This is a genomic window from Edaphobacter sp. HDX4 (assembly GCF_036877565.1).
Taxonomy (GTDB): Bacteria; Acidobacteriota; Terriglobia; order Terriglobales; family Acidobacteriaceae; genus Edaphobacter.
Genome location: NZ_JAEDXW010000011.1, coordinates 63,706 through 88,319 on the forward strand (window position 1 = coordinate 63,706; position 24,614 = coordinate 88,319).

General features: G+C 60.0%; 25 protein-coding genes and 4 tRNA genes. 13 read left to right on the forward strand and 16 right to left on the reverse strand.

The features are described from left to right. Positions 1-44 precede the first annotated feature (44 nt). The 7 genes from JAO29_RS12140 to JAO29_RS12170 all read right to left on the reverse strand — a co-directional run bounded on the left by JAO29_RS12140 (position 45) and on the right by JAO29_RS12170 (position 1,948). A complete protein-coding gene (locus tag JAO29_RS12140; protein ID WP_334268487.1) occupies positions 45-362 on the reverse strand; it encodes a hypothetical protein in 318 nt (105 codons plus the stop codon). Between the two features lie 30 nt (positions 363-392). Continuing rightward, positions 393-467, reverse strand: a tRNA-Gly gene (locus JAO29_RS12145). A gap of 39 nt (positions 468-506) precedes the next feature. Next, a tRNA-Thr gene (locus tag JAO29_RS12150) sits at positions 507-581 on the reverse strand. Between the two features lie 38 nt (positions 582-619). Further along, on the reverse strand, positions 620-763 hold the full coding sequence (locus JAO29_RS12155) for a hypothetical protein (RefSeq protein WP_334268488.1): 144 nt from the start codon (positions 761-763) through the stop codon (positions 620-622). Between the two features lie 83 nt (positions 764-846). Beyond that, a tRNA-Tyr gene (locus JAO29_RS12160) sits at positions 847-933 on the reverse strand. Positions 934-1,104: 171 nt separating this feature from the next. After that, a tRNA-Thr gene (locus JAO29_RS12165) sits at positions 1,105-1,180 on the reverse strand. A gap of 129 nt (positions 1,181-1,309) precedes the next feature. Continuing rightward, complete coding sequence (locus tag JAO29_RS12170; protein ID WP_334268489.1) at positions 1,310-1,948, reverse strand: HAD family hydrolase; 639 nt, start codon at positions 1,946-1,948, stop codon at positions 1,310-1,312. A gap of 171 nt (positions 1,949-2,119) precedes the next feature. Between JAO29_RS12170 and JAO29_RS12175 the strand changes: the two genes are divergently transcribed. After that, positions 2,120-2,962, forward strand: coding sequence for a hypothetical protein (locus JAO29_RS12175; RefSeq protein ID WP_334268490.1), 843 nt, complete (start codon positions 2,120-2,122; stop codon positions 2,960-2,962). Between the two features lie 78 nt (positions 2,963-3,040). After that, on the forward strand, positions 3,041-4,039 hold the full coding sequence (locus JAO29_RS12180; protein ID WP_334268491.1) for a hypothetical protein: 999 nt from the start codon (positions 3,041-3,043) through the stop codon (positions 4,037-4,039). Positions 4,040-4,087: 48 nt separating this feature from the next. Here the strand turns inward: JAO29_RS12180 and JAO29_RS12185 are convergent, their stop codons facing one another. The 3 genes from JAO29_RS12185 to JAO29_RS12195 form a co-directional block, all read right to left on the reverse strand. Then, complete coding sequence (locus JAO29_RS12185) at positions 4,088-5,335, reverse strand: HD domain-containing phosphohydrolase (protein WP_334268492.1); 1,248 nt, start codon at positions 5,333-5,335, stop codon at positions 4,088-4,090. A gap of 287 nt (positions 5,336-5,622) precedes the next feature. After that, positions 5,623-7,287, reverse strand: a complete 1,665-nt coding sequence (locus JAO29_RS12190) for an alpha-L-fucosidase (protein WP_334268493.1) — start codon at positions 7,285-7,287, stop codon at positions 5,623-5,625. A 188-nt stretch (positions 7,288-7,475) separates the two neighbouring features. Further along, positions 7,476-8,540 (reverse strand): M23 family metallopeptidase, encoded by a 1,065-nt coding sequence (locus JAO29_RS12195; protein ID WP_442886384.1) that lies wholly within the window; start codon positions 8,538-8,540, stop codon positions 7,476-7,478. A 283-nt stretch (positions 8,541-8,823) separates the two neighbouring features. On the opposite strand from JAO29_RS12195, the gene thiL reads away from it, so the two are divergent. The 3 genes from thiL to JAO29_RS12210 all read left to right on the forward strand — a co-directional run bounded on the left by thiL (position 8,824) and on the right by JAO29_RS12210 (position 11,601). Next, on the forward strand, positions 8,824-9,846 hold the full coding sequence (thiL, locus tag JAO29_RS12200) for a thiamine-phosphate kinase (RefSeq protein WP_334268495.1): 1,023 nt from the start codon (positions 8,824-8,826) through the stop codon (positions 9,844-9,846). Positions 9,847-9,889: 43 nt separating this feature from the next. Then, entirely contained in the window at positions 9,890-11,011 is a 1,122-nt protein-coding gene (locus JAO29_RS12205; RefSeq protein ID WP_334268496.1) for a cystathionine gamma-lyase, read from the forward strand. Positions 11,012-11,079: 68 nt separating this feature from the next. Then, a complete protein-coding gene (locus JAO29_RS12210) occupies positions 11,080-11,601 on the forward strand; it encodes a hypothetical protein (protein WP_334268497.1) in 522 nt (173 codons plus the stop codon). Between the two features lie 44 nt (positions 11,602-11,645). On the opposite strand, the gene rsmD is transcribed toward JAO29_RS12210, so the two are convergent. Then, the gene (gene rsmD, locus JAO29_RS12215) at positions 11,646-12,242 is read right to left on the reverse strand and encodes a 16S rRNA (guanine(966)-N(2))-methyltransferase RsmD (RefSeq protein WP_334268498.1); all 597 of its coding nucleotides are present in this window, start codon (positions 12,240-12,242) and stop codon (positions 11,646-11,648) included. Positions 12,243-12,254: 12 nt separating this feature from the next. Here rsmD and JAO29_RS12220 point away from each other — a divergent pair, with 12 nt between their 5' ends. Next, on the forward strand, positions 12,255-13,373 hold the full coding sequence (locus JAO29_RS12220) for a CBS domain-containing protein (RefSeq protein WP_334268499.1): 1,119 nt from the start codon (positions 12,255-12,257) through the stop codon (positions 13,371-13,373). A 34-nt stretch (positions 13,374-13,407) separates the two neighbouring features. After that, a complete protein-coding gene (gene rsmI, locus JAO29_RS12225) occupies positions 13,408-14,292 on the forward strand; it encodes a 16S rRNA (cytidine(1402)-2'-O)-methyltransferase (RefSeq protein ID WP_334268500.1) in 885 nt (294 codons plus the stop codon). A 33-nt stretch (positions 14,293-14,325) separates the two neighbouring features. Here the strand turns inward: rsmI and JAO29_RS12230 are convergent, their stop codons facing one another. Then, positions 14,326-14,739 carry a hypothetical protein gene (locus JAO29_RS12230; protein ID WP_334268501.1) on the reverse strand — a complete coding sequence of 138 codons (414 nt, stop codon included), beginning with the start codon at positions 14,737-14,739 and terminating at the stop codon, positions 14,326-14,328. An 84-nt stretch (positions 14,740-14,823) separates the two neighbouring features. Between JAO29_RS12230 and JAO29_RS12235 the strand changes: the two genes are divergently transcribed. The 5 genes from JAO29_RS12235 to JAO29_RS12255 all read left to right on the forward strand — a co-directional run bounded on the left by JAO29_RS12235 (position 14,824) and on the right by JAO29_RS12255 (position 18,610). Then, positions 14,824-15,774, forward strand: a complete 951-nt coding sequence (locus JAO29_RS12235; RefSeq protein ID WP_334268502.1) for a PLP-dependent cysteine synthase family protein — start codon at positions 14,824-14,826, stop codon at positions 15,772-15,774. 5 nt (positions 15,775-15,779) lie between these two features. Further along, a complete protein-coding gene (locus JAO29_RS12240; protein WP_334268503.1) occupies positions 15,780-16,247 on the forward strand; it encodes a M67 family metallopeptidase in 468 nt (155 codons plus the stop codon). Beyond that, positions 16,244-16,567, forward strand: a complete 324-nt coding sequence (locus JAO29_RS12245; RefSeq protein WP_334268504.1) for a MoaD/ThiS family protein — start codon at positions 16,244-16,246, stop codon at positions 16,565-16,567. Before JAO29_RS12240 ends, JAO29_RS12245 begins: the two co-directional genes overlap by 4 nt. Before the next feature lie 185 nt (positions 16,568-16,752). Further along, positions 16,753-17,973 (forward strand): molybdopterin-synthase adenylyltransferase MoeB, encoded by a 1,221-nt coding sequence (moeB, locus tag JAO29_RS12250; RefSeq protein ID WP_334268505.1) that lies wholly within the window; start codon positions 16,753-16,755, stop codon positions 17,971-17,973. Between the two features lie 97 nt (positions 17,974-18,070). Further along, complete coding sequence (locus JAO29_RS12255) at positions 18,071-18,610, forward strand: SRPBCC family protein (RefSeq protein ID WP_334268506.1); 540 nt, start codon at positions 18,071-18,073, stop codon at positions 18,608-18,610. Positions 18,611-18,646: 36 nt separating this feature from the next. Here JAO29_RS12255 and JAO29_RS12260 read toward each other — a convergent pair whose 3' ends face one another. The 4 genes from JAO29_RS12260 to JAO29_RS12275 form a co-directional block, all read right to left on the reverse strand. Next, positions 18,647-19,819, reverse strand: a complete 1,173-nt coding sequence (locus JAO29_RS12260) for an FAD-dependent oxidoreductase (protein ID WP_334268507.1) — start codon at positions 19,817-19,819, stop codon at positions 18,647-18,649. A 94-nt stretch (positions 19,820-19,913) separates the two neighbouring features. Beyond that, the gene (locus JAO29_RS12265) at positions 19,914-21,167 is read right to left on the reverse strand and encodes an alkaline phosphatase family protein (RefSeq protein WP_334268508.1); all 1,254 of its coding nucleotides are present in this window, start codon (positions 21,165-21,167) and stop codon (positions 19,914-19,916) included. 49 nt (positions 21,168-21,216) lie between these two features. Beyond that, the gene (locus JAO29_RS12270; RefSeq protein WP_334268581.1) at positions 21,217-22,533 is read right to left on the reverse strand and encodes a homoserine dehydrogenase; all 1,317 of its coding nucleotides are present in this window, start codon (positions 22,531-22,533) and stop codon (positions 21,217-21,219) included. A 22-nt stretch (positions 22,534-22,555) separates the two neighbouring features. Continuing rightward, a complete protein-coding gene (locus JAO29_RS12275; RefSeq protein WP_334268509.1) occupies positions 22,556-23,029 on the reverse strand; it encodes a nucleoside deaminase in 474 nt (157 codons plus the stop codon). Between the two features lie 184 nt (positions 23,030-23,213). Here JAO29_RS12275 and JAO29_RS12280 point away from each other — a divergent pair, with 184 nt between their 5' ends. After that, on the forward strand, positions 23,214-24,596 hold the full coding sequence (locus JAO29_RS12280) for an NAD-dependent succinate-semialdehyde dehydrogenase (RefSeq protein WP_334268510.1): 1,383 nt from the start codon (positions 23,214-23,216) through the stop codon (positions 24,594-24,596). The last annotated feature ends 18 nt before the right edge of the window (positions 24,597-24,614 follow it).

A 24,614-nucleotide genomic window follows, 5' to 3' on the forward strand; every position in this document is an offset into this window, starting at 1 on the left:
GGCACAAGCCGGCGGGGTTCACATCAAATACTTCCAAAACCGTCTCAGTAGTACGCGTACAGCCGGAAGAACCTCTGCCGAAGCTCAGGAGCGACACGCTCCAGGCTGGCCAGATACAACTCTCGAATCTGTCCCTGATCGCCGTCGGGGATGCTGGCATACTCGGCTGCCGTCTTCTTTCCCAGGAGGCCCTTCTTGAGGACCTCTTCGAAGTCACGGATACGAACTCCCTGACGATCGAGCGACCTCAGGAACTCTGCGACCTTGCTCGTGGAAAACGCCGACTCGATCGCCGACTTCACTGCGCCGAAGGCGACAGGGTCTGCGATCGGAAGGACCGGTTGCTCATTTAGCGTGCTCAACTAATTCTCCTGCGGCTACCTTCAACTCTTTGGAGCGGGAGACGGGAATCGAACCCGCGACCAACAGCTTGGAAGGCTGTGACTCTACCACTGAGTTACTCCCGCATCACTACAGAACCGTCCATTTCGGACGGTTCGGAAAACTGGAGCTGATGATGGGGCTTGAACCCATGACCTCTCCCTTACCAAGGGAGTGCTCTACCACTGAGCTACATCAGCATGCTGCAACGAAAACCAATCTGCCAAACTCTTTTATCCTATCGCGAACGGAGCCATCCGAGCGCTACGCGAAAGGCAAAAAAACCTAACAGGACCATCGTAAGCGACTGATACTTTCCCGGCTCCATGGTCCGCCAGGCAAGTATCGCCAGAACCCCAAGCACGGCCAGCGCAACTGCCATTCTTCCACTGCCGGAGGGGCTGAAGTCCACTTACGTTCCCCTGTCACTTCCTGCAACTGCTTCTACCAACTACCCAAACTTAGTGGTGCACAGGGAAGGATTCGAACCTTCGTAGCGCATAACGCGGCAGATTTACAGTCTGCTGCCATTAACCACTCGGCCACCTGTGCACACTCCCTGCCCTGCCTTGCGCCGCACAACATCCTCAACCGGTCAGGACTCGCTCCCGACCAAGCTCCCGTGCAGGCAAGCTTTCCATCCCTGAAGGTCTCCGGAGGTCTGCATGGCCAGAACGGCCGGACAGTACAACCAAATCCAATCTCTTCTTCGGCTGTGGAATCTGGAGCTGGCGAAGGGACTTGAACCCCCGACCCTCTGATTACAAATCAGATGCTCTACCAGCTGAGCTACGCCAGCCCGAAACAGCCTTGTTTGCCCTCTGTGACACTTGCTGGCTGACGCGCAGACGTGCCTGCGCAGAGTGCGCCGCAGAGCTAACTTTAGCACAGCAGCCGGTCAGTCGCAAACCACTGCAGGCAGGCAGATTCAGCGGTTTCCCACAGCCTCGGCCAGCAGCAGCTCCTTAGCGGCAGCGCGCTCCCACGGAGCGGCGATTCGAACCGAGGCCATGCCTGCAGCCGTGGCCGCATCGATGCCCATCTGCGCATCCTCGAACACCAGGCAATGCTCCGGCGCAACGCCAAGACGATCCGCCGCTAGCAGGAAAGGCTCGGGGTGCGGTTTGCCGTGCTTGTAGTCTCCGGCGCACACAAGGGTCTCGAATCGATCCAGCAGATTCAGTGCCGTCAGCGAGGCACGTACCGAGTCGTGAGTGCTTCCCGAGACCACCGCGAAGGGAACCTTGCCATGACCGGCCTCGATATGTTCAAGGACCTCGGGAACGGGTCTCATCAGGGGCAGATTCGAGTAAAATAGCTCCTCTTTGCGTCGCTGCAGCTCCTCAATGGGCATCGACAAGCCGTGCCTTTGATTGAGCGTGGAGATAATCTCCACTACAGGCATGCCGCCCCACTCGTAGAACAATTCTTCCGCGAACTCGCAGTTCCACTCCGACAGCACTTTCTTCCAGGCGAGGTAATGGAGTGGCATCGAGTCGGCGATGGTACCGTCGCAGTCGAACAGATATGCCTTGAAATCCCCTTCGGGCAGTTTCAACCTGATCAAGAAAATCTCCCGGCTCTCCCTGCTTGCGTCGAAAGCCTATCTCTATGATGACAGATGATGCAATGGGATTCATCGCAAAAGATGACGGTAGCTCCTGTCATCTCCGTTGGTTGCGGCGCAGGCTCTGGCCCGTCCAACATCCCAGGATCATTGCTCCGGAGGTCGTTTTCCATGTCGTTTCTCTCCCGGCTGATGACCGGTCTGCTGTTTTTTGCTCTTTCCGGGTTGGCCTGCTTTGCTCAAAACGCCGAGCCTCCGCAGCCGGCTGAGGGCCCGATGGTGACCTCCCCTGCCCACGCGAAGACTCTCACCAACGACTCCATCGTTCGGATGGTGGGCGCCGGTCTCAGCGACGATCTCATCCTGCAGGCAATTGCGGCACAGCCCGGCCAGTACAAGACCGACGCAGACGCCCTGATTGATCTCAAAGATGCCAACGTATCCGAACGCGTGATCACAGCGATGATCAACAAGGGACGCAAGCGCCTCACGACGGAGACTACTGCTCAAGAAGATCCGGCTCCGCCTCCAATTTCGGAAGTGAGCGAGATCGGCGCCTATTACAAAGATCGAAGTGGCGCATGGCAGCCTCTGCAGACAGAGGTGGTGCACATCAAATCCGGTGGCTGGCTGAAATCTACAGCGACCCACGGAATCATCAAGGAGGATCGCAACGGGCACCTCAACGGGCGCGAATCAAAGCTGGCGCTGCAGGCGCCGATTGAGATCCTCATCTATGCCGCGCCCAGCGTCGATATCGCCGAATACGATTTCCTCCGCTTCCGCGTGCATTCCGATAATCGCGAGTTCCGGTCGCTGACAGGGGGAGTCTTCCACTCCACCGGCGGGGCGGACCGTGACGAGGTTCCATTCCACGCCGTCAAAGCAGGCGCCCGCACCTGGAGGTTTACCGTCGGTGCCGCAGTCGGAGGTGGCGAATATGGCATACTTCCGCCCGGCACCGGCAACGTGACCAACGGCGGAAAGATCTATACCTTCGCCATCACGGAATAGATCCCATTGCTCTCTTGCTCCGGACGGAGTAGAAAACAGAGAGGATGCCAGATTCCTCCTCTCTGACCCGACGCTGCGATGCGTAAGTCAACACGATATTCCCTGCTGCTGGTGACAGCGCTGATCGTTGCGCTGATCGTCGCTATCCTTCTGCGCAAGGCCGCGCCTCCTGAAGCTGCACGGCTGCTGCCTGAATCCGACGCGATCGTCTACGTGAACCTCAAGCCCCTGCGGCTGGCGACACACTTCGATCGCACTCCCGTCACACGCACATCGGAGTATCAGCAGTTCGTCGACGCCACGGGAATCGTTCCCGAACGCGATATCGACGCGGCCGCCTTTGCACTGCATCGAATGGACGATCCAAATGGACCGAACGGACCCGTCGGCTACTCTGAGGTCTTCGAAGGTCGATTCGATGGCGAGCGCCTCTCGCGCTATCTCGACTCCATTGCCACCGCACGGGAGACCTACGCGGGTCACACGATCTACACCGTCACCATCCACGATGGTGAGGTCACCCGGCCCCTGCGCGTCGCCCAGCTCGGTTACGACTCCATCGCCGCCTCGAATATGCCGACGGAAGAGCAGATCCACTCCATCCTCGATCGGCATCGCTCGGCAGCTTCACCCTTCTCCGGCTCTTCCCTGCTATCGGAGCGCTATCGCGACGTTCCCATCCTGTCCAGCGCCTGGGGCATAGGACACATCGGCCTGCCCTTCTCCGACCGCGGCTACCTCAGCATCTTCGGATTGCAGCTTCCCCTGCCAGAGGACACAACCTTCGTCGCGAGCCTGCGTTATACCGGTACGCTGCGGCTGCGCATCGAGGAGATTCTGCCTTCGCCCGAAGAGGCCGCTGCATCCGCGCAGAAGCTGTCCGTACTCCTGGGGCTTCTGAAGTCGTTGCAGCAGATCCAGCCACGCAATCAACAGGACGCAGCCGTTATTCGTTTGCTGACATCCATCAAGATGGACCAGCGCAAGGATCGGGCGATCCTGACCGCAACTGTTCCAATGGAACTGCTGCAATCGCTTTCGAGCAACGCTGGGCCTGCGCCTTCAGACATGCACTAGGCTGCACAACCGGCAGCGAGTTTCCTGCTTAGTTGAGTGTGTGAATTCTCAGGCACAGAAACGAGTGATCCGACGGGCACCCACTTCCGCACTCACGTCGATCGGTGTGTGATCACTGAGATAGGACAGCAAGGCACCGATGCAGCTCTCATCGAGCTTGCGGCCAGACAGATCATTCAGGATCGGTAGTATCTCGGCAAAGCTGAGCCCGGGGCGATAGGGCCTGTCTTCAGACAAGGCTCCATAGACGTCCGCGACCGCGATGATTCGGGATTCGATCGCAAGATCACAGGCCGAGAGCCGGTTGGGATATCCACTGCCATCCAGCTTCTCGTGGTGCTCCCCGGCGACCACCGCGATCTCACGGAAAGGCGCGATCTGCTCGAGAATTTGCCGTGTGAGGCCGGGATGCTGCCTTACGATATTCCACTCTCGATCGGTCAGTTGCGTCTTCTTATCGAGAATCTTGTTGGAGATGCTGAGCTTGCCCAGGTCGTGCAAGAGAGCGGCTCGCCAGACCAGTCGTACACGATGAGGCGGGAGGTGAAGATATTCCGCAATCCCGCGAGCCAGCTCGGCTACCCCGATGGAGTGCCGGAAGGTGAAGTGAGATTTCGCATCCACGATCTCTGCGAATGCCTCGCAGATTCTGTCGATCTGATCTTCGTCCAGGCGGTGCTTCTTGTTTGGGTCGAGAGCCAGGACGGCGGCTCGTGTCGCCTGCGGGTCGTCTTCTCCCCTGCACCCCTCCCAGAGAACGCCTCGGCGGTGCAGCGCGACTGCCGCATCCACTAACTCCGGATCGAACAACCTTCCACTCCACTCCTCAAGCGTTTCAATCGCGACACGGGAGTTGCGGCCGATGGAAAACATGTCCAGGTGCTGGGCGACCGCAGCCACACGCGCGAGCTTCGGGATCTCGCCACCGCACAAACCATGCGGAGTTCCGGATCCGTCCCAGTGCTCTTCAAGATTATTAACTGCATCTGCAGCAAGGGACCCCATTCCCAGCTTGCTTACGATGCTGGCGCCTCGATCGCAGCGCAGGCCCAAGACCTCTTCATTGCCGACGTCCTTGAGCAGAAGCGCGTAGTAGAGGCTTGCTTTCTGTTCAGAGGTGAACCCTGCCTCTACCGCGATGCGCATGCCCAGCACACAGGTTCGAAGCGCATGACCGTGCACAGCCCCGTCCGTCAGCTCGATGGCGAACGAAAGTGCGGAGATTATCTCAGAGAGGGAGATCGATTCCCCTGACTCCGGGATCAACTTGCAAAAAGAGGCTGATGTCTCGCCCATAGGTTGATTCCACTCCGCAAAAAGCGCTGCTGGCGACGTTGGGAATCTGTGAAGGCGAAATCACGTCCTAACGATCGGTGGCCGTCAAAGATCCACTCCCGACTATAGGGACGGTGATTACGTCTGCCACTAGCACGAAAGATGCAGGACTCGCGGCATCGGGTGGCCCGACAATCCGGAAATACATGAAAACGCAAGACAAGTTCGTTCAGGCTTCCTTTCAGGTGAGGAATACCTGTCCTCCTTGTCGACAAAATTTGCCGTACCCACGATAAGACCCACGCTGCTCAATGAGACTTGCGCATCGTCTTTTCCGCCCCGTACAGCGCGAGCAGTGGATGACGCACGACCGCGCGAAACTCATAGTTCGCCGCTGGGGGAAGGCCAGTCAGCTCCGCGGAGAAGGTTCCCGGATGCGTCAGGTTCTGGAGCGGCATGGCGACCCACGGCGCGGTGCGGGCATGGACATCTTCGCCATCGATAGAGCGGTATTCGAAGCCTACCTCCAGTGATGTTGCTTCTCCCATATTCAGCAGCTCACCTTCGAGCTTGTAGCTCCCCGTAGAAGGGTTCCACTGATAGGCCGCCGTCTGCACTCGCGGTGGCACCAGCGCAGGCTCTGCGTGAGTGATTCGCAGCACGATCGGATTTGGCCACTGCTTGTTGTCCAGCATCCGCTGTGAGCGCATAGTGTGAATGTGCAGGCCGTCGCTCTCCATCCGGAAGGTCGTCTTCGGAATCACCTTCGGGGCATACTCCAGGACTTCACCGTTGGCTCCCAGCACGCTAATCTCGGTCTGGGGCGTGGCTTTGACCGAGTGAAGCACCACATCCTTCCACTCGCCTATCTTCCACGGTGTAGCGGGATCCACGATGGCATACAGGGCGCTCCCATCCTTCTTCTTCGTAAACCAGACATCGCCCTCGTTGGTGATGATCCATGGCCGCACGCTGTAGATAGCTTCGGAGTTCACGAACATCCACGCGGCAATCTCACGCAGTCGCTCCTCCTGCTCGATCGCCAGTTCGCCGTTCGGCTTGGGCCCCACGTTCAGAAGAAGGTTGCCACCCTTGGCACGCGTCTCAATCAGCAAACGGATCAACTCATGCCCGGACTTGTAATGATCGTTCTGGGGCTGGTACTGCCATGCATCTCCCATGGTGATGCACGACTCCCAGGGTTCGTCGAAGGCCTGCCCTGGAATGGTCTGTTCCGGCGTCCGCATGGCTCCGCGAGTCACGACAATGTTCGGCTGCAGCTTCCACGCCAGCTGGCGGAGGCTGGTCGCCTCACCGTCGAAGAAGAGCGCATCGATCGGGCCGTAGTGAGTCAACAGCTCCTTCAGCTGTGCACTGTCATACTGCAGCAGCCCGGGATTGTGGCTTGGCTGGACAGCTTCCACCCCACGCTGCAGCATCTTGCCATTTTTGTGCAGCCAGTAAAAATCGTCAGGAGAGAAGTAGAGCCCCGGCGCAATACCCTGCTCGCGAAACGCCTTCAGTACCTCGGCCGTGATATCGCGATGGAAGGGCGTGTTCATGATGTTGAACGGCGTCGTGTCCGTCGCATACATTCCGAAGCCGGAGTGATGCTTTGCCGTAAAGACCACGTAGCGAACCCCGGCTAGCCGAGCCAGGCGCGCCCACTCGGACGGATCGAATCGGGTGGGATCGAAGGTCTTGGGCAGATCGTTGAAGAAGTGGTCGACGTAATCATTAGAGGCGCCCACGAGAGAGTGGCTGATGCTCAACCCGAGCTGGCTGTCAACGCTCCAATGAATAAATAGACCGAACCCCTGATCCCGAAACCATTCCACGCGATCCGGCTTATTCAGCGAGCTGGTGTAGTCGGTATTCTCACCGACAATCGCCTTTCCCTGCGCGAACACTCGCTGCGCAGGAAGGCCGCACATCACCGCAATCAAAAGGCTCTGCAGGGCGTTGTTCACCATGATCGCTTTCTTTCCTAAACCAGAATCCAGACAAGCACCGAGCCTGCCTTGGAAGTCAGATCTCTCTTGCCGGTAAGTCATCACTCTAAAAGTTGTTTCACGGGCAGTATATGGCTTTTACAGAAAACAGTTGAGGCAGGCTCCGCAACGAAGCCTGCCTCAAGTTCTCTTGTGACTTCTAAGGACGCCTAGCGGTCGAATCCCGCGGCCTTCGCCGATCCGATCGCCGGGGCGGAGGACACAGCGGGCGCAGTGCCGTCGTCACCGAGCTGCGCCATCGTCATCCGTAGATATTTGTGCGGATTGACAGGTGTATTGCGAATCCGGACCTCGTAGTGGACATGGTTTCCGCTGGGACCGGTGACTCGTCCGCTGTGCCCGACATATCCGATTACCTCGCCGCGGGTCACCGTCTGCCCAGCCATGACCGCAAAGCCAGACATGTGGCCGTAGAGGGTCTCCAATCCGTGACCGTGATCGATCGTTACCTCGCGCCCGTAACCGTTCTCAACCTCTGCCGACTTCACCACGCCATCCGCCGTTGCACGAATCGGAGTTCCGCCCGGGGCGGAGATATCAATGCCCTTGTGAAATTCGCCTTCGCCGTTGCCGAGGACCGGATCTTCGCGCTGGCCGAAGCTGCTGGTGATCGGCCCCATCACTGGCCAGAGGGAGGGAGCGTAGGCTGCAGCCTCCCGATCCAGCGGGGAGAACCCACCAAAGGCACTGGGTCCGGTCCCATATCCCGGCCGATTGATTCCAGTAAGCGCTCTGGCCGCAGCCCCACTCAACGCCTGGTTCCGCAGAGAGTAGAACGCGTCGACCGACTTGTAATAGCTGTCATCGTTGAGACTCGCCGTCTCAGCCAGGGGAGCATTTGCGACAGCATCTGCAACTGCCGCGGCGTGACGATGCCCGGCTCGGCCCGTCATTCTTCCCATTGGAATCGCCAGCTTGCTTGCGGTCAGGCCATAAAGAGCCGAGACTTCGCTTGCCAGTGAACCCAGCGAAGCAGCCTGAACGTCCTTCTCATGGGCGGCCTCTTCGAGATGCACATAGTCCTTCTGCAGCGCATTGTGGTCCTGGCGCAACTGATTGAAACGAGCCGTCTTGATCAGCATTCGGGAATAAGATCCTGCAAGCCCGGTGATCGTAAACATGCCGATGATCGCTGCGGCCACGAAGAGATACGCGTAGTGCAGAGGCACCGGAACCTTATTCAGGCTTCCATCCTCGTCGCGGCTCACGAACATGATGTAATAGCGCTTTTTAAGCTTCAAAACACGACCCGGGCTCGAATATGACCACAACTACGGCACGAAAAGTCCGCACTCCCGTATCCCGACCAACAAATGAGGTTTACCAATCGGTATTCTGGAATCGCGAACTCTCTTGAGCGACCCCTTCAGGGTAACAAACCCACGATTAGCCATGCAACCAAATCTCCGCAGCTGTCGTCTCAAGTTGCAAAATTTGCATGGTTGCCAGGAAGGTCTTAAATTAGGGCTATCGGCTCGTCCATTTATCCTCTTCAGAATGTTCAAAAAGAAGGCAGAACCCGCTGGAGAACTGGCGCTGATCGAACAGATCCGTCGCACATTTCCCGTCGGACGCACGAACGCTGTCACGCTAGGTATCGGGGACGATTGTGCCATTCTTAGGCCCCCTGACGGGCACGAGGTCGTCGTCACGACGGACTTCACCCTGGAGAACCGGCACTTCCGGCGGGACCTCCATCCGGCTTCCTCGGTTGGGCATCGATGTCTGGCTCGCGGTCTCAGCGACATCGCCAGTATGGGCGCAAAGCCCCTGGCGGCCTTTCTTTCCATTGCGCTTCCCGGAACCATGCTCACCACTGCGCGCGGCCGCCAGTGGATGGCGGAGTTCTTTGCCGGTATGCGGTCGCTCGCTCGTCGGCACAACACGCCGCTGGCGGGTGGGGATACCTCGCAGTCGCCCGACGACCTTATCCTCGCCGACATCATCCTTATCGGCGCCGCGCCCCCTGGGCGATCCCTCCGGCGCTCCGGAGCCCGTGCAGGAGACCTGCTCTATGTAACCGGGTCGCTGGGCGGTGCCCATACGGAACTCACCGCCCTGCTCAAGACAAAGCGCAGATCTCAGGCCCGGAGCTCCGAGGTACATCCTCACCTCTTTCCGCAGCCTCGGCTCTCTGTCGGCGCCTACCTTTTACACCACAGACTTGCCACGGCAGCCATCGATCTGAGCGACGGCCTCTCCACGGATCTCACCCATCTGTGCGAATCTTCGAGGGTCCGCGCCGAAGTTGACGCCGGCGCTCTTCCGCTCCATCCCCTGACCAGCCGACTGGATCCCCAGCAAGCCATGCACGCCGCCTTGAACGGTGGGGAAGACTACGAACTTCTGTTCGCAGCAGATCACGGTACTGCCATTCCTCGCAGAATCGCCGGAGTTCCAGTTACCCGTATCGGAACCCTCTTGCCTCGAAATGCGCGCAAACCCCTCCTCACACTTAGTACCCCGGACGGAAGCTCTGTTCCCCTGAGGGCCGCGGGTTGGGAGCACTTCGTCTCCTGATCGCGCGTCCATCTCACTCCGCGCATCGCCTTACAATCGACTCATGCGCGAAGCGACAAAGATCATCCGCTCCACTCTCACCCGCGCCGCCGCTGGCGAGCCTCTCCACGCCGGTCCCGTCTTTGCAGCCCCTTACCACGCGCCCGGAGATCCCTCCTCCATTCCCTACACCTATGCGCGCTCACATAATCCAACGTGGACGCATCTTGAAAAAGCGATCGGCCAGATGGAGTCCTCCGAGGGCTGCCGCGCCTCCGCTCTGGTCTTTGCCTCAGGAATGGCCGCCTGCACCGCTGTCTTCGGAGCGATTCTCCGGCCGGGCGATGTCGTTGTGCTTCCTTCGAACGCCTACTTCGCCGCGCGCACGCTGGCTCAGCAATACTTCGGTCAGATGGGAGTAGAGATTCGGCTTGCCCCTACTGCCGGCAACGCTCAGCGGGAGCACCTGGAAGGCGCGAAGCTGCTTTGGATCGAGACGCCAAGCAATCCCACCATGGACGTCTGCGATATCGCTGCACTATCGCAGGCCGCACACCGGGCGGGAGCGCTCGTCGCCGTGGATAACACCACGCCCACTCCGCTGGGGCAGCTTCCACTCGCTCTCGGAGCCGACATCTCTGTCGCCTCCGACACGAAAGCCATGACCGGCCACAGCGACATTCTCATCGGTCACGTCGCCGTGCGCGATCTCGAGCTGCGCCAGAAGATCGACCAGTGGCGCACCCTAACGGGAGGCGTTCTTGGCCCCATGGAGGCGTGGCTTGCTCTGCGCTCCATCGCGACCCTGCCCCTTCGGCTCGAGCGCGCCTGCAGCAATGCACAGCGAATCGCGGAGTTCCTCATGACCAGATCCGAAGTGGAGCAGGTTCTTTACCCGGGCCTCACCTCACATCCGGGCCACTCCATCGCCAGGCAGCAGATGCGATACTTCGGCCCCGTCCTCAGCTTCATCCTGCGCGACAAGGCCTCCGCCGAAACCTTCCTCAGTAAATCCAAGCTGCTTACGGACGCCACCAGCTTTGGAGGCGTTAGCTCCTCCGCAGAACGCCGCGCCCGCTGGGGAGGAGATCAGATCGCGGAGGGCTTCATCCGCATGAGCGCAGGCTGCGAAGATATCGACGACCTTCTGGAGGACATCTCGCTGGCACTGGACGCAACGCGATGAGCCTTATCGATCGTTCTGGCTCTGCCTTTTCGCACACATGGTCGGCAGATGTCCTGAAGGCGCCCCCGATGATCGCGCCTGCCCGGCAGTTCACCTATCCAAGGCAGATCGCGGGAGAAGAGGACGCACTCGCGCGGGGTGCCCTCATCCTGATGGTCCGTCCGACCAGTGGAGGATCCTTTCTCGCAACCTGCGCTCTCGGCTTTACCGATGCATCGATGCCGACGGGCGTGTATGCCTGCCCGAACCCCGCCGAGCTCTGCGCAGTCGCAGGAGGATATGCATACATCATCGATACAGAGCAGCCGGAGCGCTCGACCCACATCCCCCTCAAGCCCGTCGTGGAAGTGCTCTCGATTCCTTCTCACCATCTGCTTGTCTTCGTGGGCTTCCACAAGCTCTACGCATGGGGTCCTGAAGGTGAAGCGTGGAAGACAGATCGTCTGAGCTCGGAGGGAATCCGCATAACCGGTACAGAGGACGACACTCTCCATGGCATGGGCTGGGATATGTTCATCGATCGAGACGTACCCTTCACTGTTGATCTTAAGAATGGCCAGCATCAAGGCGGCGCCCTGTCGAACCGCTGAACGCTTCCCCTTGGAACCGAGCGGCAGATTGCCTGCACTCTCCGTTACTCCTGCGGCTTTCTCGCGAAGAAACTGAGTGCAGCATCTCCCTGCTTCAGAACTCGCACCCGCTCCAGTGCTCCATAGCTTTCCTCAAGGGCTGAGCTTGCGCGGTGCTCACTGACGACCCGTGCATCTTCCGCCAGGATGACCGCCCCGCGTCCCCCCAGGAAGCTGAGAATGCGGCTGTACTCCTTGTCTTCCTCGTAAGGCGGATCGAGAAACACCAGATCGGCCTTCTCTCCACGTCGAGTGAGTTCTTCGAGCAGCGGCATGGCTCCGCGAGCTTCGATGACATAGCCGCCGGTAATCTTCAGGCCCGCGAGATTCTCTCGAATCGACTTCACTGCAGGCGCAGCACTCTCGGCAAACCATACAAAAGCCGCATCCCTGCTCAGTGCCTCTATCCCTACCGCTCCTGAACCGGCGTACAGATCGACAAAGCGGGCCTCCGCCATTCTTTGTGAAAGGACGTTGAACAGCGTCTCCCGCAAACGATCGCTCGTTGGCCGGGTCTTCATTCCCTTTGGCGCCACAAGCGGACGTGATCGAAACTTCCCGGCTATCACACGCATCTTTCCCTCACATGAAGTCGCGCGCATACAATGATAAGTATGCGCGCGTGGTCTTTCTCGATCGGCAAACTTCTGGGCGTGGAGATCCGCATCCACACATTCTTTCTTCTGCTGCTCGGGCTCGCCATCAGTTACTCCTCGGTCTCCGGTACAACCGGCGCTCGCGGCTTCGCGCTCTGGCTGATTCTTGTGCTTGCGGTCGTCGTTCGCGAGGTCGCTCGAGCTATCGCGGCCGCGTGGTTCAACCTGGATCTGCGCACCATTCTGCTTCTTCCCACCGGAGGACTGCAGCAGTACGGAACCCCAGAGGCTACGGAACACGCAGCCACGTCCGCTATCGGTAAACGCCTGGGACTTGTCGGGCCCATCGCCAATCTCCTCTTCGGACTCTTCCTTGCCGGCGTCATCCTCACGGTAGCGCCTGAGCTCAACCTGCTCGAACGGCCGTGGCTCACGCCAGCCCACCTGGTGCGGGCTCTCGTATGGATCAATTTGCTTCTTGCGGCGGTTAACCTGCTCCCTGCGGCTCCGCTGGACGGTGGCCGTATCTTCCGCGGAGAGTTCGCGCGCAACCACGGCATGATGAAGGGCTCCCGTGCAGCGGCGGGCCTGGGACAGATCCTCGGAGTCGTGCTCGCCATCGCGGGCTGCATCCTGCCCAACATGTGGCTCATCATGATCGGAGCTTTCGTCTTCATCGGAGCTCATATGGACGATGCCAGCATTCTTCTGAGCTCCGAAAACGATCCCGTTCTCATGCGCGATGTCATGCTGACCGACTACAGCACACTGTCAGCCTCCGACACCCTTGAGGAGGCGCTGCAACGATCCGTTCATACATTGCAGGATGTCTTCCCCGTCGTTCGCGGCAGCAGCCTTGTCGGGGCGGTCTCGCGCCAGGGCATCGTCGAAGCCCTCCAGTCCGAGGGCAATGGCTACGTGCAGGGCGTCATGACACGATCCTTCCAGATCGCCCAGCCTGACGACTCTCTGGTCAAGACACTGCGACGCATCATGGGCGGCAAAGGCGCCCAGCTCGTTCCAATCATGGACGGCAATCGCATGGTCGGCATCATCACGCCCCAGAACCTGGCCCATTCCATGGGTCTGCTCAGCGCACGGCGTCGCCTGACACAGCAGGAGCAGCGCCAGGACTAGTTTTGCCGTTGCACCCCGCTTTCCCACACTGCCGATGAATTTCTCCTCCTCGAATCAGGATCACGATCCGCCGCTGGCGCCCGGACTCTATCTTGTCGCCACGCCGATTGGAAATCTGGAAGACATCACACTGCGAGCACTGCGCGTTCTGCGCTCCGTGGATCGCATCGCCTGCGAAGACACGCGACAGACGCAGAAGCTCCTGAATCACTTTGCAATATCCACCTCGACCGTGAGCTATCACCTGCATAACGAGGGCTCACGCGCGGAAGAACTGGTCGAGCAATTGCGGCAGGGCGCGCGCATCGCGATCGTCTCCGACGCCGGAACCCCAGGCATCTCCGACCCGGGTCACGAGCTTGTCACCGCAGCCATCGCAGCAGGTGTTGCGATCTATCCCATTCCCGGTGCGAATGCAGCCACCAGCGCACTGATCGCCAGCGGCCTCTCAACGGAACAGTTCCTCTTCCACGGCTTTCTGCCCTCCAAGGAAGGCCAGCGCCGCACTGCGCTCGAGCAGCTCACCCGCGATGAGGTGACACACATCTTCTACGAAGCTCCGCATCGGATCGTCGCGACCCTCGCGGACTTGGAGACTGTCTTCGGAGCTTCACAGCCAGTTGTCATTGCGCGCGAGCTAACCAAGCTGCATGAGGAGTTCCTGCGCGGTTCGGTCGGAGAGATACGCACGCAGTTGGCTGCGCGTGCCTCTGTCCGGGGAGAGATCGTCCTGCTCTTCTCTCCCGTCCGGCAGACATCGGCGCCGTCCGCGCGCAGTATCGCCAGCGAGGTTGCGGCGCTTATGCAATCCGAGTCTCTCTCCGAAAAGGATGCGCTCAAGCGAATAGCCCGCGAGCGCGGGATCGGCAAGAGCGAAGCCTACCGCGAGCTGCAGCGCGAACAGAACCGCCTCCGCTAGTTCGGGTGCGGCTCCTGAAGACGGGAGAGCCGCCTACTCGCGCCCTTTTACCCGGTCGTACATATACAGATCGCTGGTCGTTCCCAGGGACTCGTTATAGAGGCTCAGGCCGCCGATCGCCTCTTTCAGCTCTTCGGTGAACTCATGGAGCGAGCGCAGGTGGTCCGCCGTCGCCGGAATCTCCAGCTTCGAGGTCTTGAAGAACTTCTGGTAACCGCGGTCCAGCAGGCGGGCGATCTCGCCGTTCAGCAGGATTCCGGGGCGCACCAGGATCTCCGGCGTCCCGTCGGGAGCCGCGGCAATATCAGCCGCGCACCCATATTTCCGCACCTGGAACGCGTTGGGCGTCCGCCTTGCACCATCTTGCGCCGGAGCCACATCAAATCTTTGACCGCCAAGAACGGAGAGAACATCGTTGAAGCTTCGCTGCTGGGACTTTTTAGCCATAAGTGCCATCATTTAGACTCAAAGTTAACTGTCGCATATCCGTGGACAGGCATCAATCTACGGACAGCATCAGATCGGGAAAACATGATCGCCACCGTCAAACAGCTCGGCTCGACCATCCTTGAACGCATCGGCAATACACCGCTGATCCGCCTCGACAGGCTGACCGCGCACCTTGGAGACGCGGCATCCGGGATCCAGCTTCTCGGCAAAGCGGAATGGGCCAATCCAGGAGGCTCCGTAAAAGACCGCGCCGCCTCCTCTATCGTCACAGATGCTCTCAACCGGGGACTCCTCGGCAACGGCAAGGGGCTCCTCGACGCCACCAGCGGAAATACCGGCATCGCCTACGCCATGTTAGGTGCCGCCCTGGGGTTTCCGGTCACCCTCTGCATGCCTTCCAACGTCTCGCCGGAACGCAAGAAGTATCTGGCCGCCTACGGCGCCAACATCATCTGGACCAGTCCGGCCGACGGATCGGACGGAGCCATTCGTAAGGCACGCGAGCTTGTCGCCGAACAGCCCGACCGGTACTTCTACGCCGATCAGTACTCCAACGACGAGAACTGGCGTGCCCACTATCGCGGGACCGCCAACGAGATCTGGCACCAGACCGAAGGACAGATCACCCACTTCGTCGCAGGCCTGGGAACCTCCGGAACCTTCATGGGAACGACGCGTCGGCTCAGAGAGCTCAATCCCGCGATCCGCTGCATCTCCATGCAGCCCGATTCGGCCTTCAACGGACTCGAAGGACTCAAGCACATGGCCACCGCGATTGTGCCGAGGATCTATGACCCGTCGCTCGCCGATGCCAACATCGACATGGACACCGAGGTGGCCTACAGGATGGCCCGGACGCTCGGCCGCAAGCACGGCGTTCTGGTAGGAATCTCGGCCGCAGCAGTCGTCGCCGCTTCGCTTCAGGTCGCTGAGCAGGAGGCACGCGCCGGCCGCGATGCCGTCATCGTCACCATTCTCCCCGACTCCGCGGAGAAATACATGAGCGACCGCTTCTGGCAGGAGCAGAACTGAGGAACATGCTCCATATTCATTACAAAGACTATGGCGCTCTTCGCGCCCACGGCGAAGAGACCTATCCGCACGAGTGCTGCGGTGTGCTGCTCGGCAAGTCGGCCGAAGACGGCAACCACGTGCACCAGATCATCCGCGCAGGCAACACCCGCACCGACTCTGCCCACAACCGCTACAACATCGCTCCGCAGGAGCTGGTGAAGATTCAGCGCCAGGCCCGCTCGCTTGGACTTGATATCGTGGGCTTCTATCACTCCCACCCCGATCACCCGGCGCAGTGGTCTCCCACCGACTTTGCCGAAGCCCACTGGATCGGCTGCTCTTACGTCATTACAGCCGTCGAAAAAGGTAAGGCCGCCATCACCAACTCCTTCTTGCTTACCGGTACCAGCGAAGAAGACAAGAAATTTGAAGATCAGCCCGTTGAAATCGACGTGGTTGAAGCTATATCCGCACAGAAAGGTCAGCCATGAACATCCACATCCCAACTCCGCTCCGGACGTACACCGGAGGAGCTGAGACTGTCGCCATCCCCGGCGGTACCATCGCCGAGGTCTTCAACCAGCTCACCTCGCAATATCCCGAGCTCAGACAGCAGCTTTTCAGCAACGACGGCAAGCTTCGCTCTTTCGTCAACGTTTACCTCAACGACGAAGATCTCCGCTATCTTCCTGAAAAAGAGGCCACTGCCGTCGCCACAACCGACGAGCTGACCATCATCCCCTCCATCGCTGGCGGTTCCGACCGCATCTCGTCCACAACCCTTTGTTGTAGCTGTTGTTCCCTCCTCTAGCTCCATCCCCCACACAATTTGTGAGTCGTCATTCTGAGCCGCAGGCGAAGAATCTCTGTAGCTCTTTGCAGGATGCCAAAGGCATATCAGCGTACAGACGAATGACTTACGACCGCTGAAGGCGTTTGAGCCCTTCCAGCCGTAAAAGCATCTAGAATTAAGGAACACCTCGAAGGAAAATCCGAATGCCAACAGCCATCGAAGAAGCCGTCCAGCTCCCCAAGCTCTCCAACGAAGAGATCGCCCGCTACTCCCGCCACCTCATCCTTCCCGAGGTTGGGATGGAGGGCCAGCAGAAGCTTAAGGCCGCGAAGGTCCTCTGCGTCGGCACCGGAGGCCTCGGCGCTCCGCTCGCACTCTACCTCACTGCCGCGGGAGTCGGAACCATCGGCCTCATCGACTTCGACGTCGTCGACGAATCCAACCTGCAGCGCCAGATCATCCACTCGCAGTCCACCGTCGGCATGCTCAAGGTCGACTCCGCCGAGCAGATGCTCAAGGGCCTCAACAAGAACGTCAACATCGTCAAGCACAACACCATGCTGACTTCGGCCAACGCCCTTGAGATCTTCAAGGAATACGACGTCATCGCCGACGGCACCGACAACTTCCAGACGCGCTATCTCGTCAACGACGCCTGCGTCCTGACCGGCAAGCCCAACGCCTACGGCTCCATCTTCCGCTTCGAGGGCCAGGCATCGGTCTTCGCCACTGAGGAAGGTCCGTGCTACCGCTGCCTGTATCCGGAGCCGCCACCGCCCGGACTCGTTCCCTCCTGCGCAGAGGGCGGCGTCCTCGGAATCCTGCCCGGACTCGTCGGAGTCATCCAGGCGACAGAGGTCATCAAGCTGATCCTCGGCATCGGCGAGCCTCTCATCGGTCGCCTTCTGCTGGTCGACGCCCTCGGCATGGGCTTCCGCACGCTGAAGCTGCGCAGGAACCCCAACTGCCCCGCCTGCGGAACGCACGAGATCAAGGAACTGATCGACTACGACCAGTTCTGCGGCATCGAGAAGCCCACCTCAGTCGGCCCGCTCGAGGTCTCCCGCGACAAGGCGGTAGCAGATGCAGCCATCGTGGACGGCATCCCGCAGATTACCGTCGAGACGCTCAAGAAGAAGCTCGACGCCAAGGAGAACATCTTCGTCCTGGACGTCCGCGAGCCGCACGAGTACCCCATCGCGAACCTCGGTGCTCCGCTGATCCCGGTCGGAACGATCGAGTCGCGCCTCAGCGAGATAGCCGAGCACAAGAACGACGAAGTCATCGTTCACTGCCGCTCTGGCGCCCGCAGCCAGAAGGCCGCACTGGCCCTCAAGGCCGCCGGCTTCACCAACGTCTCCAACCTCAGCGGAGGCATCCTGGCCTGGGCCGACAAGATCGACCCGTCGATGCCGAAGTACTGAGTCGCATCCTCCATCTGAGAAAAGCCCGGCGCTAATGCCGGGCTTTTCCAGTTTTGCCCCTGTCCACATCGCGTCCTGCATCTGATAGGCGTGCCCTATGCGCCATCGTTTCCAGGCCGAGCAGTGGCTGCCATTTCCGATAGAGGATGTCTTTCGCTTTTTCTCCAAACCAGACAACCTGCCGAAGCTCATGCCCCGCTGGCAGCATGCCCGCATCGAGAAGATGCAGCTCGTTCCCCCTCCCCTGCCTGACCCCGACAAGGATGCCGCCCTCGCAGGCGCAGGGTCACGCATCCTGCTCAGCTTTCGTCCGTTCCCTTTATGTCCTGTCCGGCTCCGCTGGGATGCACAGATCGCCGAGTTCGCATGGAACCAGCACTTCAGCGATCTGCAGATCAAGGGACCCTTCGCCTATTGGCTCCATCGGCACTCCGTCCAATCCTCGGCCAGCAACGGACCTACGGGGCCAGGAATCCTCGGTACGCTCCTCCACGATGAAGTCACCTATGAGATCCCGCTCGGCGCACTTGGCGCGGTTGCCAACACCCTATTCGTGAGGCACCAGCTCCGTCGCATGTTCGCCTATCGGCAGGCGCGCACCCTCGAGTTACTCTCTGCTGGCAAGCACTCTCGATGAACCGCCAGACAATCTCAGCGATTACTAGAGCGTCCCTCAGCAAGCCTTCATCGAAGCGAATAGCTCCGCATGCGCCGTCAGCTTTTCCTTCACCGTCGCCTGGTCCACAGCGAGCGACGAGTTGCCTTCCTCGTGCGTTCCTCCCAGCAGAATTCCATCATGACGCGAGAACATATATAGGTCCTCGAACAGCGCAGCATAGGTCACCTCGGGCTGGGGCAACAGGAACGTCAGCTGACCGCGAACCGGCACCAGCTCCTTGTCGTCGAACAGCGTCTTCGCCCCCAGCCCCGTGCAGTTGAAGACCAGCTTCTCCTTCAGCGACCTGACCTCTGCCGTTGACTTCAGTTCGCGTCCCACCACCTTGCCGTCCGCCACGCGGAAATCCGTAATCAGCGCATTCAGCAGCATCGGCGGCTCCATGATCATCCCGTCATACTGTGCTGCATATCCAATCCGAAACGGATTCTCCTCCTGCTTCAGCAGGCGATGTTCCGGCAGCAGAAGATCGAGTCCGCTTACAATCCTTGGCCGGTCCCGGCCGCGATTCGATTGGATCGGTGTGCGCGACACGGAATAGTTCCTCATCCAGCGAACACCATAGCGCGGGTCAGTCGTTATCTGATAACGCTCATAGGCATACTTCGCAGCCGCCAGGTACTGATCGGTAAAGCTCTCGCTCACCTTGAGCGCATCGTCATACACGCTCGCCGGATACCATTGGCCTCCAGCGATGTTCGACGTCGTGTCCGGCGGCATCGCCTTCGTATAGATCGTCACCGGGAATCCTGCATCCTGCACCATCCGCGCCGTCGTCAGCCCGATGACACCACAGCCCAGCACCGCCACAGGCCCGGTGTGTCCCTTCAGGGCAAGATCGGTGGCTAGCTTAGCCGTCCCCCAGCTCAGTGTGATTCCACCGCCGCCATGACCGTAGTTGTGCACCACAACCGTATCTCCCAGCTGTTCGCGCTCGACCCGGAACCCCGACCGCCGATGCGGACGCAGCCCCACAACCGTCCGGATCACGCGATCTTCCGAGACATGCACCGGAGGAATATGGCATGCGCTCTCCGGCAGATTGACCGGCGCCAGCGCCGCCTGGTTCATCGCAGGGTTGAAGATCGCCGGATTCTTCCGGGCACATCCCGACAACATGGCAGAGGCTGCAGCAAGATTTGCGGTACGCAAAAAGGTACGACGGTTCACACGGTCTCCTGGCACATCAAGAATTGAAGTTGGAAGGCTTGCAGCCATCTGCTCGGACAGCCACAGCTTTGTTTGTGCAGTGCGAACATCTGCCCTAGCGGCGGGCAGCGCGCAGCACTTCCTTGTTCCCATCATTTTTCGCGGGCTTCAGTCCCAGAATGCCACATACGAAGTCATACACGTTCACATTTTTGAACGACGCCAGTTTCACTCCGGGTTCGATATCAGGACCCTCCGCGTAGAAGATCGCCTTCATCTCAGGAAACTTCGCTGGATCGAACCCGTGCGCCCCCACGCCCTTGATCTCCGCAGTCTTCGCCTTCGCTGTGATAGCGACCAGCTCCGTCGGCACAATCACCGGGTCGCCTTCGCGAGGATTGCCATCAAATTCAAGTCTTCCTGGAACCTGCTTCCTCCGATACACCTCAAACCGCGGATCGTGAGTTGCCTTCAGCTGCTGATAGATTCTCTTCTTTTCCGATTCAGTCTTCGGATAGATCCTCTCTCCTGCCGTCGGCACATCCTTCAGGTCCACCAGCTTATTCAGCGACAACCATCTTCGATCTCTAAGTCTTGCCATGCCATGGTCCGAGACCACAATCATGTCCACAGGCAGCCCGGTAGCCTTCAGCTTCTCTTCCAGCTGTCCCATCAGCGCATCCATATGGTGCACGGCATCGCGGCACTCGGTTGAATCCGGACCGAAGTCATGCCCCGCATGATCCACGTTGGAGTAGTAGACCGTAATCAGATGTGGCCGCTCCGTCTCGGGGAGCGACAACCACTCCATTACCTGTGCAATGCGCTTCTCGTCGTCGAACTTGTCATCGAACGGCACCCAATAGCTGGGGCGCTTTCCTGCAATCTTCGCATCCGCCCCCACCCAGAACATTGCTGCCGACCGCATCCCCTGCCGCTCAGCCAGCGACCACAGAGGCACACCGCCATACCAGCTTCCGTCGCCGTTTGAGGCAGGGTCCTTGTAGTAGTACCTTGCGTCGTTCCGCTTGGGATCGAGAAACTCGTTATCGACAATTCCGTGATGCTCCGGATACAGCCCGGTCACAAGGGTGTAGTGATTAGGGAAAGTAAGAGAGGGAAAGCTCGGAATCATCCCCTCAGGTGCGCTCGCGCCCTCTGCGGCCATCTTCAGCAGGTGCGGTGCGCCCCACTTCTCTGCGTAATCCCAGCGAAAGCCGTCCAGAGATACCAGCACCACATAATGCGCCTTCTCGGTCCGGGTCGAATTCAGCGCGTTCGGCTCATGTCGCACCGGCGCCACATCTGCGGCCGCTGCAAATCCTGCCAGCAGCACGATGGCGAAACACACTCTTAAACCCAACTTCATCTCCGTCCTTCTCAGCGCTGTCTCCATCCTTGCGCACAGAAGCCGAACATTACTCCGGCTTGTCTTCCGCAACCAGCATCTGCAGATTCAGGGGACGCTCCAGCATGCAGTCCAGCTTCGCAATCGAGTTGATCGCCTTATCGATCACACTGGTCAGGCAAGGTTCGGTCGTCACTACAAACGGCAGCCTGTGCTTCGGATAGCCCGGCTTCTGCAGCAGCGAATCGATGTTCGCTCCCACCTTCGCCAGCGCACCCGCAATCGAGGAGACGATGCCCGGCTTGTCATCCACAACAAAGCGCAGATAGTGCGGCGCCAGAAACTCGCTCGTCACCTGTCGCTTCCGGACCGGCAACTCCACTGCCTTTGCACCCTGCGACACCGCCAGCAGATCCGATACCACCGCCACTGCGGTCGGCTCGCCACCGGCGCCATGGCCGGAGAACACGACATCGCCGCCATAGCTTCCACTCGTCACCACCATGTTCTGCGTTCCGTGCGACCACGCCATAGGCGAGCTCAAGGGAATCAGCATCGGGGCCACCCGCGCATGCACCACCGTGCCATCCGCCTGCGCGCGCGACACCTGGCGAATCGTGCAATTCAACTCCTTCGCATACACAAAGTCGATCGCCTCGACCGTCGAGATCGTCTGCGTCGCGACCTCATCGGGATTCAGTTCCGCATGCAGCGCAATCCTCGACAGGATGCAGAGCTTCGCTCGCGCATCGAATCCATCCACATCAGCCGAAGGATTCGCCTCGGCATATCCCAGCTGCTGCGCGTCCTTGAGTACCGTCGCATACTCGGCGCCAGCCTCCATTCTGCTGAGGATGTAGTTGCAGGTCCCGTTTACGATTCCGCTCAGGCGGGTGATACGGTCGCCGCCCAGACCCTGCAGGATTCCCGGAATCACCGGGACTCCACCGGCCACAGCCGCTCCATAGACCAGTTGCACGCGGTGCTGCGCCGCCAGCTTCTGCAGACTTACGCCGCGATACGCGATCAGCTGCTTGTTCGCCGTGACCACATGCTTGCCCGCGGCAAGCGCCTTGCGCAGCCATCCCTCAACAGGATTCAGACCGCCCATCAACTCGATCACCACGTCCACATCGGACTTCAACACATCGTCGATGTTCTCGGTCCACTTCGCGGTCGCAGGCACAAACTTCGCCGCTGCCGACTCGCGCTTGCGGCCGACATTGCGGTTATAGACATGCGTCAGCGTAACTCCCGCAAACTTCTGCCCGGCCAGCACCTTTGCGACAGAGCTGCCCACCGTGCCGAAGCCCAGTAACGCTACCTTCACTCCGCCCTCACTCTTTCGAGCCGCAACCTTCGTCTGCTTCTTCTGCTTTGTCGTCATCACCCTCGCCCAGTCGTTCGTCTCAATATTCCACACGCGCGGTAGATCTCCTCCACGCCTCGAAGCTCTCTGTCGCCCGTTCTTCAAGAAGTCGCTCTTCAGGAAGCGTCCTCTGACCGGTCATCTTCTTCATCTCGCTGTAGAGAAAAGCATCGTCAAATCCCGCCGCAGCAGCGTCATTCGCCGTCGCGCTGTAAAAGATCGCGTCCATACGTGCCCAGTAGATCGCCGCCAGGCACATCGGGCACGGCTCGCAGCTCGTATAAATGGTGCATCCCGTCAGGCAGAAATCGCCCAGTTCCCTGCACGCATTCCGAATCGCCGTGACCTCTGCGTGGGCCGTCGGATCGTTGGTCGCCGTCACCTGGTTGGCGCCTGTTGCAATGACCTGCCCTTCGCGGACGATCACCGCCCCAAACGGCCCTCCGCGTCCCGAGGTCACATTAGCGGTTGCAAGCTCAATCGCCTGCCTCATGAACTCTGGATTGCCTTGCATCTGGGATCCGTGTCCTCGCCGCGCACGCCATCACGAAACAGCGGGCACTTCCAACCTGAAATCTAACCCAATTATTCCACAGCGAGTTAAGGCCACCGCATCGGCAGCACCTCAATCGGCTTCCATAGCAAAACGACTTTAGTCCCTGAAGGACGTATCTTTGCTAAGCTGCTTGCTAAGCAGCATGGCCATCCAATCCATCAATCCGGCGAACGGCAAACTGCTCCGCAGCTTCGAAACTCTCTCCGACGAGACTCTTTCTGAAAAAATAACCCTCGCGGCCGAGACCTCCCGCACCTTTCCCTCCGTTCCGCTTGAGCACCGCGCCCTCTGCATGAGCAAGCTCGCATCTCTGCTCGAGCAGGAGGCCGACGAGATCGCCCCCATCCTCACCCTTGAGATGGGCAAGCCCATCCACTCCGCCCGGCAGGAGGTCTCCAAGTGCGCCATCGGCTGCCGCTACTACGCCGAGAACGCCGCCCGCATCCTCGCTCCCGAGCCCATCCATACCGAAAACTCGAGCTATGTCCGCTGGGACCCGCTCGGCGTCGTCCTGGCCATCATGCCGTGGAACTTTCCCTTCTGGCAGGTCTTCCGCTTTCTCTCACCCGCCCTCATGGCAGGCAACGTCGGCCTTCTCAAGCACTCTCCAAACGTTCCCCAATGTGCTCTCCTTATTGAATCCCTCGTGCGCCGCGCCGGCTTCCCCCGCGGCTCCTTCCAGACACTTCTCATCGAGGTCAATCAGGTCGAACGCGTCCTCGCTGACGCCCGCATCGCCGCCGTGACCCTCACCGGCTCCGTCGCCGCCGGGCGAGCCATCGCAGCCCAGGCCGGGTGGCTCATCAAAAAGTCCGTGCTCGAGCTCGGAGGCTCCGACCCCTTCCTCGTCCTTCCCTCCTGCGATCTCGACGCCGCCATCGAAACCGGCGTCCGCGCCCGCCTCATCAACAACGGCCAGTCCTGCATCGCCGCCAAGCGATTCATCGTGCACGAGTCCATCTACGACGCATTCGAGCAGCGCTTCATCGCCGGTATGGAGGCCATGAAGATCGGCGACCCCATGAAGGAAGACACCGACATCGGCCCGCTCGCTACGCCAAAGATCGCCGAGAATCTCGAGGCCCAGGTCAACGCCGCCATCCAGGCCGGTGCCCGAGCGCTGACGGGAGGTCAGCGCATGCTCGGCGACGGCAACTACTTCGAGCCCACCGTGCTCGTCGACCTTCCCCGCTCCAGCGCTGTCTACCGCGAAGAGTTCTTCGGACCCGTCGCCCTCCTCTTCAAGGTCTCCTCGCTCGATGAGGCCATCGAGATCGCCAACGACACTCCCTTCGGCCTCGGAGCCTCCGCCTGGACCCGCGATCCCGCCGAGCAGCAGCGTCTCGTCGCCGAACTCCAGGCAGGAGCCGTCTTCATCAACGCCATGGTAGCCAGCGACCCCCGCCTTCCCTTCGGAGGCATCAAGCACTCCGGCTATGGCCGCGAGCTCTCCGCCGCCGGCATGCGCGAGTTCCTCAACGCCAAGACCGTCGTACTGGCTTCACCCGCACCAAACTCGCGCTGAACTCCCGATCGCCCGGAT

Coding starts and splice junctions, on each gene's coding strand:
- JAO29_RS12280 (WP_334268510.1), top strand. CDS start 23,214: ATGGCCATCCAATCCATCAATCCGGCGAACGGCAAACTGCTCCGCAGC.
- rsmD (WP_334268498.1), bottom strand. CDS start 12,242: ATGCGCGCGACTTCATGTGAGGGAAAGATGCGTGTGATAGCCGGGAAG.
- JAO29_RS12245 (WP_334268504.1), top strand. CDS start 16,244: ATGAACATCCACATCCCAACTCCGCTCCGGACGTACACCGGAGGAGCT.
- JAO29_RS12275 (WP_334268509.1), bottom strand. CDS start 23,029: ATGCAAGGCAATCCAGAGTTCATGAGGCAGGCGATTGAGCTTGCAACC.
- JAO29_RS12265 (WP_334268508.1), bottom strand. CDS start 21,167: ATGAAGTTGGGTTTAAGAGTGTGTTTCGCCATCGTGCTGCTGGCAGGA.
- JAO29_RS12205 (WP_334268496.1), top strand. CDS start 9,890: ATGCGCGAAGCGACAAAGATCATCCGCTCCACTCTCACCCGCGCCGCC.
- JAO29_RS12220 (WP_334268499.1), top strand. CDS start 12,255: ATGCGCGCGTGGTCTTTCTCGATCGGCAAACTTCTGGGCGTGGAGATC.
- JAO29_RS12255 (WP_334268506.1), top strand. CDS start 18,071: ATGCGCCATCGTTTCCAGGCCGAGCAGTGGCTGCCATTTCCGATAGAG.
- JAO29_RS12175 (WP_334268490.1), top strand. CDS start 2,120: ATGTCGTTTCTCTCCCGGCTGATGACCGGTCTGCTGTTTTTTGCTCTT.
- JAO29_RS12210 (WP_334268497.1), top strand. CDS start 11,080: ATGATCGCGCCTGCCCGGCAGTTCACCTATCCAAGGCAGATCGCGGGA.
- rsmI (WP_334268500.1), top strand. CDS start 13,408: ATGAATTTCTCCTCCTCGAATCAGGATCACGATCCGCCGCTGGCGCCC.
- JAO29_RS12180 (WP_334268491.1), top strand. CDS start 3,041: ATGCGTAAGTCAACACGATATTCCCTGCTGCTGGTGACAGCGCTGATC.
- JAO29_RS12185 (WP_334268492.1), bottom strand. CDS start 5,335: ATGGGCGAGACATCAGCCTCTTTTTGCAAGTTGATCCCGGAGTCAGGG.
- JAO29_RS12230 (WP_334268501.1), bottom strand. CDS start 14,739: ATGGCTAAAAAGTCCCAGCAGCGAAGCTTCAACGATGTTCTCTCCGTT.
- JAO29_RS12195 (WP_442886384.1), bottom strand. CDS start 8,540: ATGTTCGTGAGCCGCGACGAGGATGGAAGCCTGAATAAGGTTCCGGTG.
- JAO29_RS12235 (WP_334268502.1), top strand. CDS start 14,824: ATGATCGCCACCGTCAAACAGCTCGGCTCGACCATCCTTGAACGCATC.
- moeB (WP_334268505.1), top strand. CDS start 16,753: ATGCCAACAGCCATCGAAGAAGCCGTCCAGCTCCCCAAGCTCTCCAAC.
- JAO29_RS12155 (WP_334268488.1), bottom strand. CDS start 763: ATGGCAGTTGCGCTGGCCGTGCTTGGGGTTCTGGCGATACTTGCCTGG.
- JAO29_RS12190 (WP_334268493.1), bottom strand. CDS start 7,287: ATGGTGAACAACGCCCTGCAGAGCCTTTTGATTGCGGTGATGTGCGGC.
- JAO29_RS12240 (WP_334268503.1), top strand. CDS start 15,780: ATGCTCCATATTCATTACAAAGACTATGGCGCTCTTCGCGCCCACGGC.
- thiL (WP_334268495.1), top strand. CDS start 8,824: ATGTTCAAAAAGAAGGCAGAACCCGCTGGAGAACTGGCGCTGATCGAA.
- JAO29_RS12270 (WP_334268581.1), bottom strand. CDS start 22,533: ATGACGACAAAGCAGAAGAAGCAGACGAAGGTTGCGGCTCGAAAGAGT.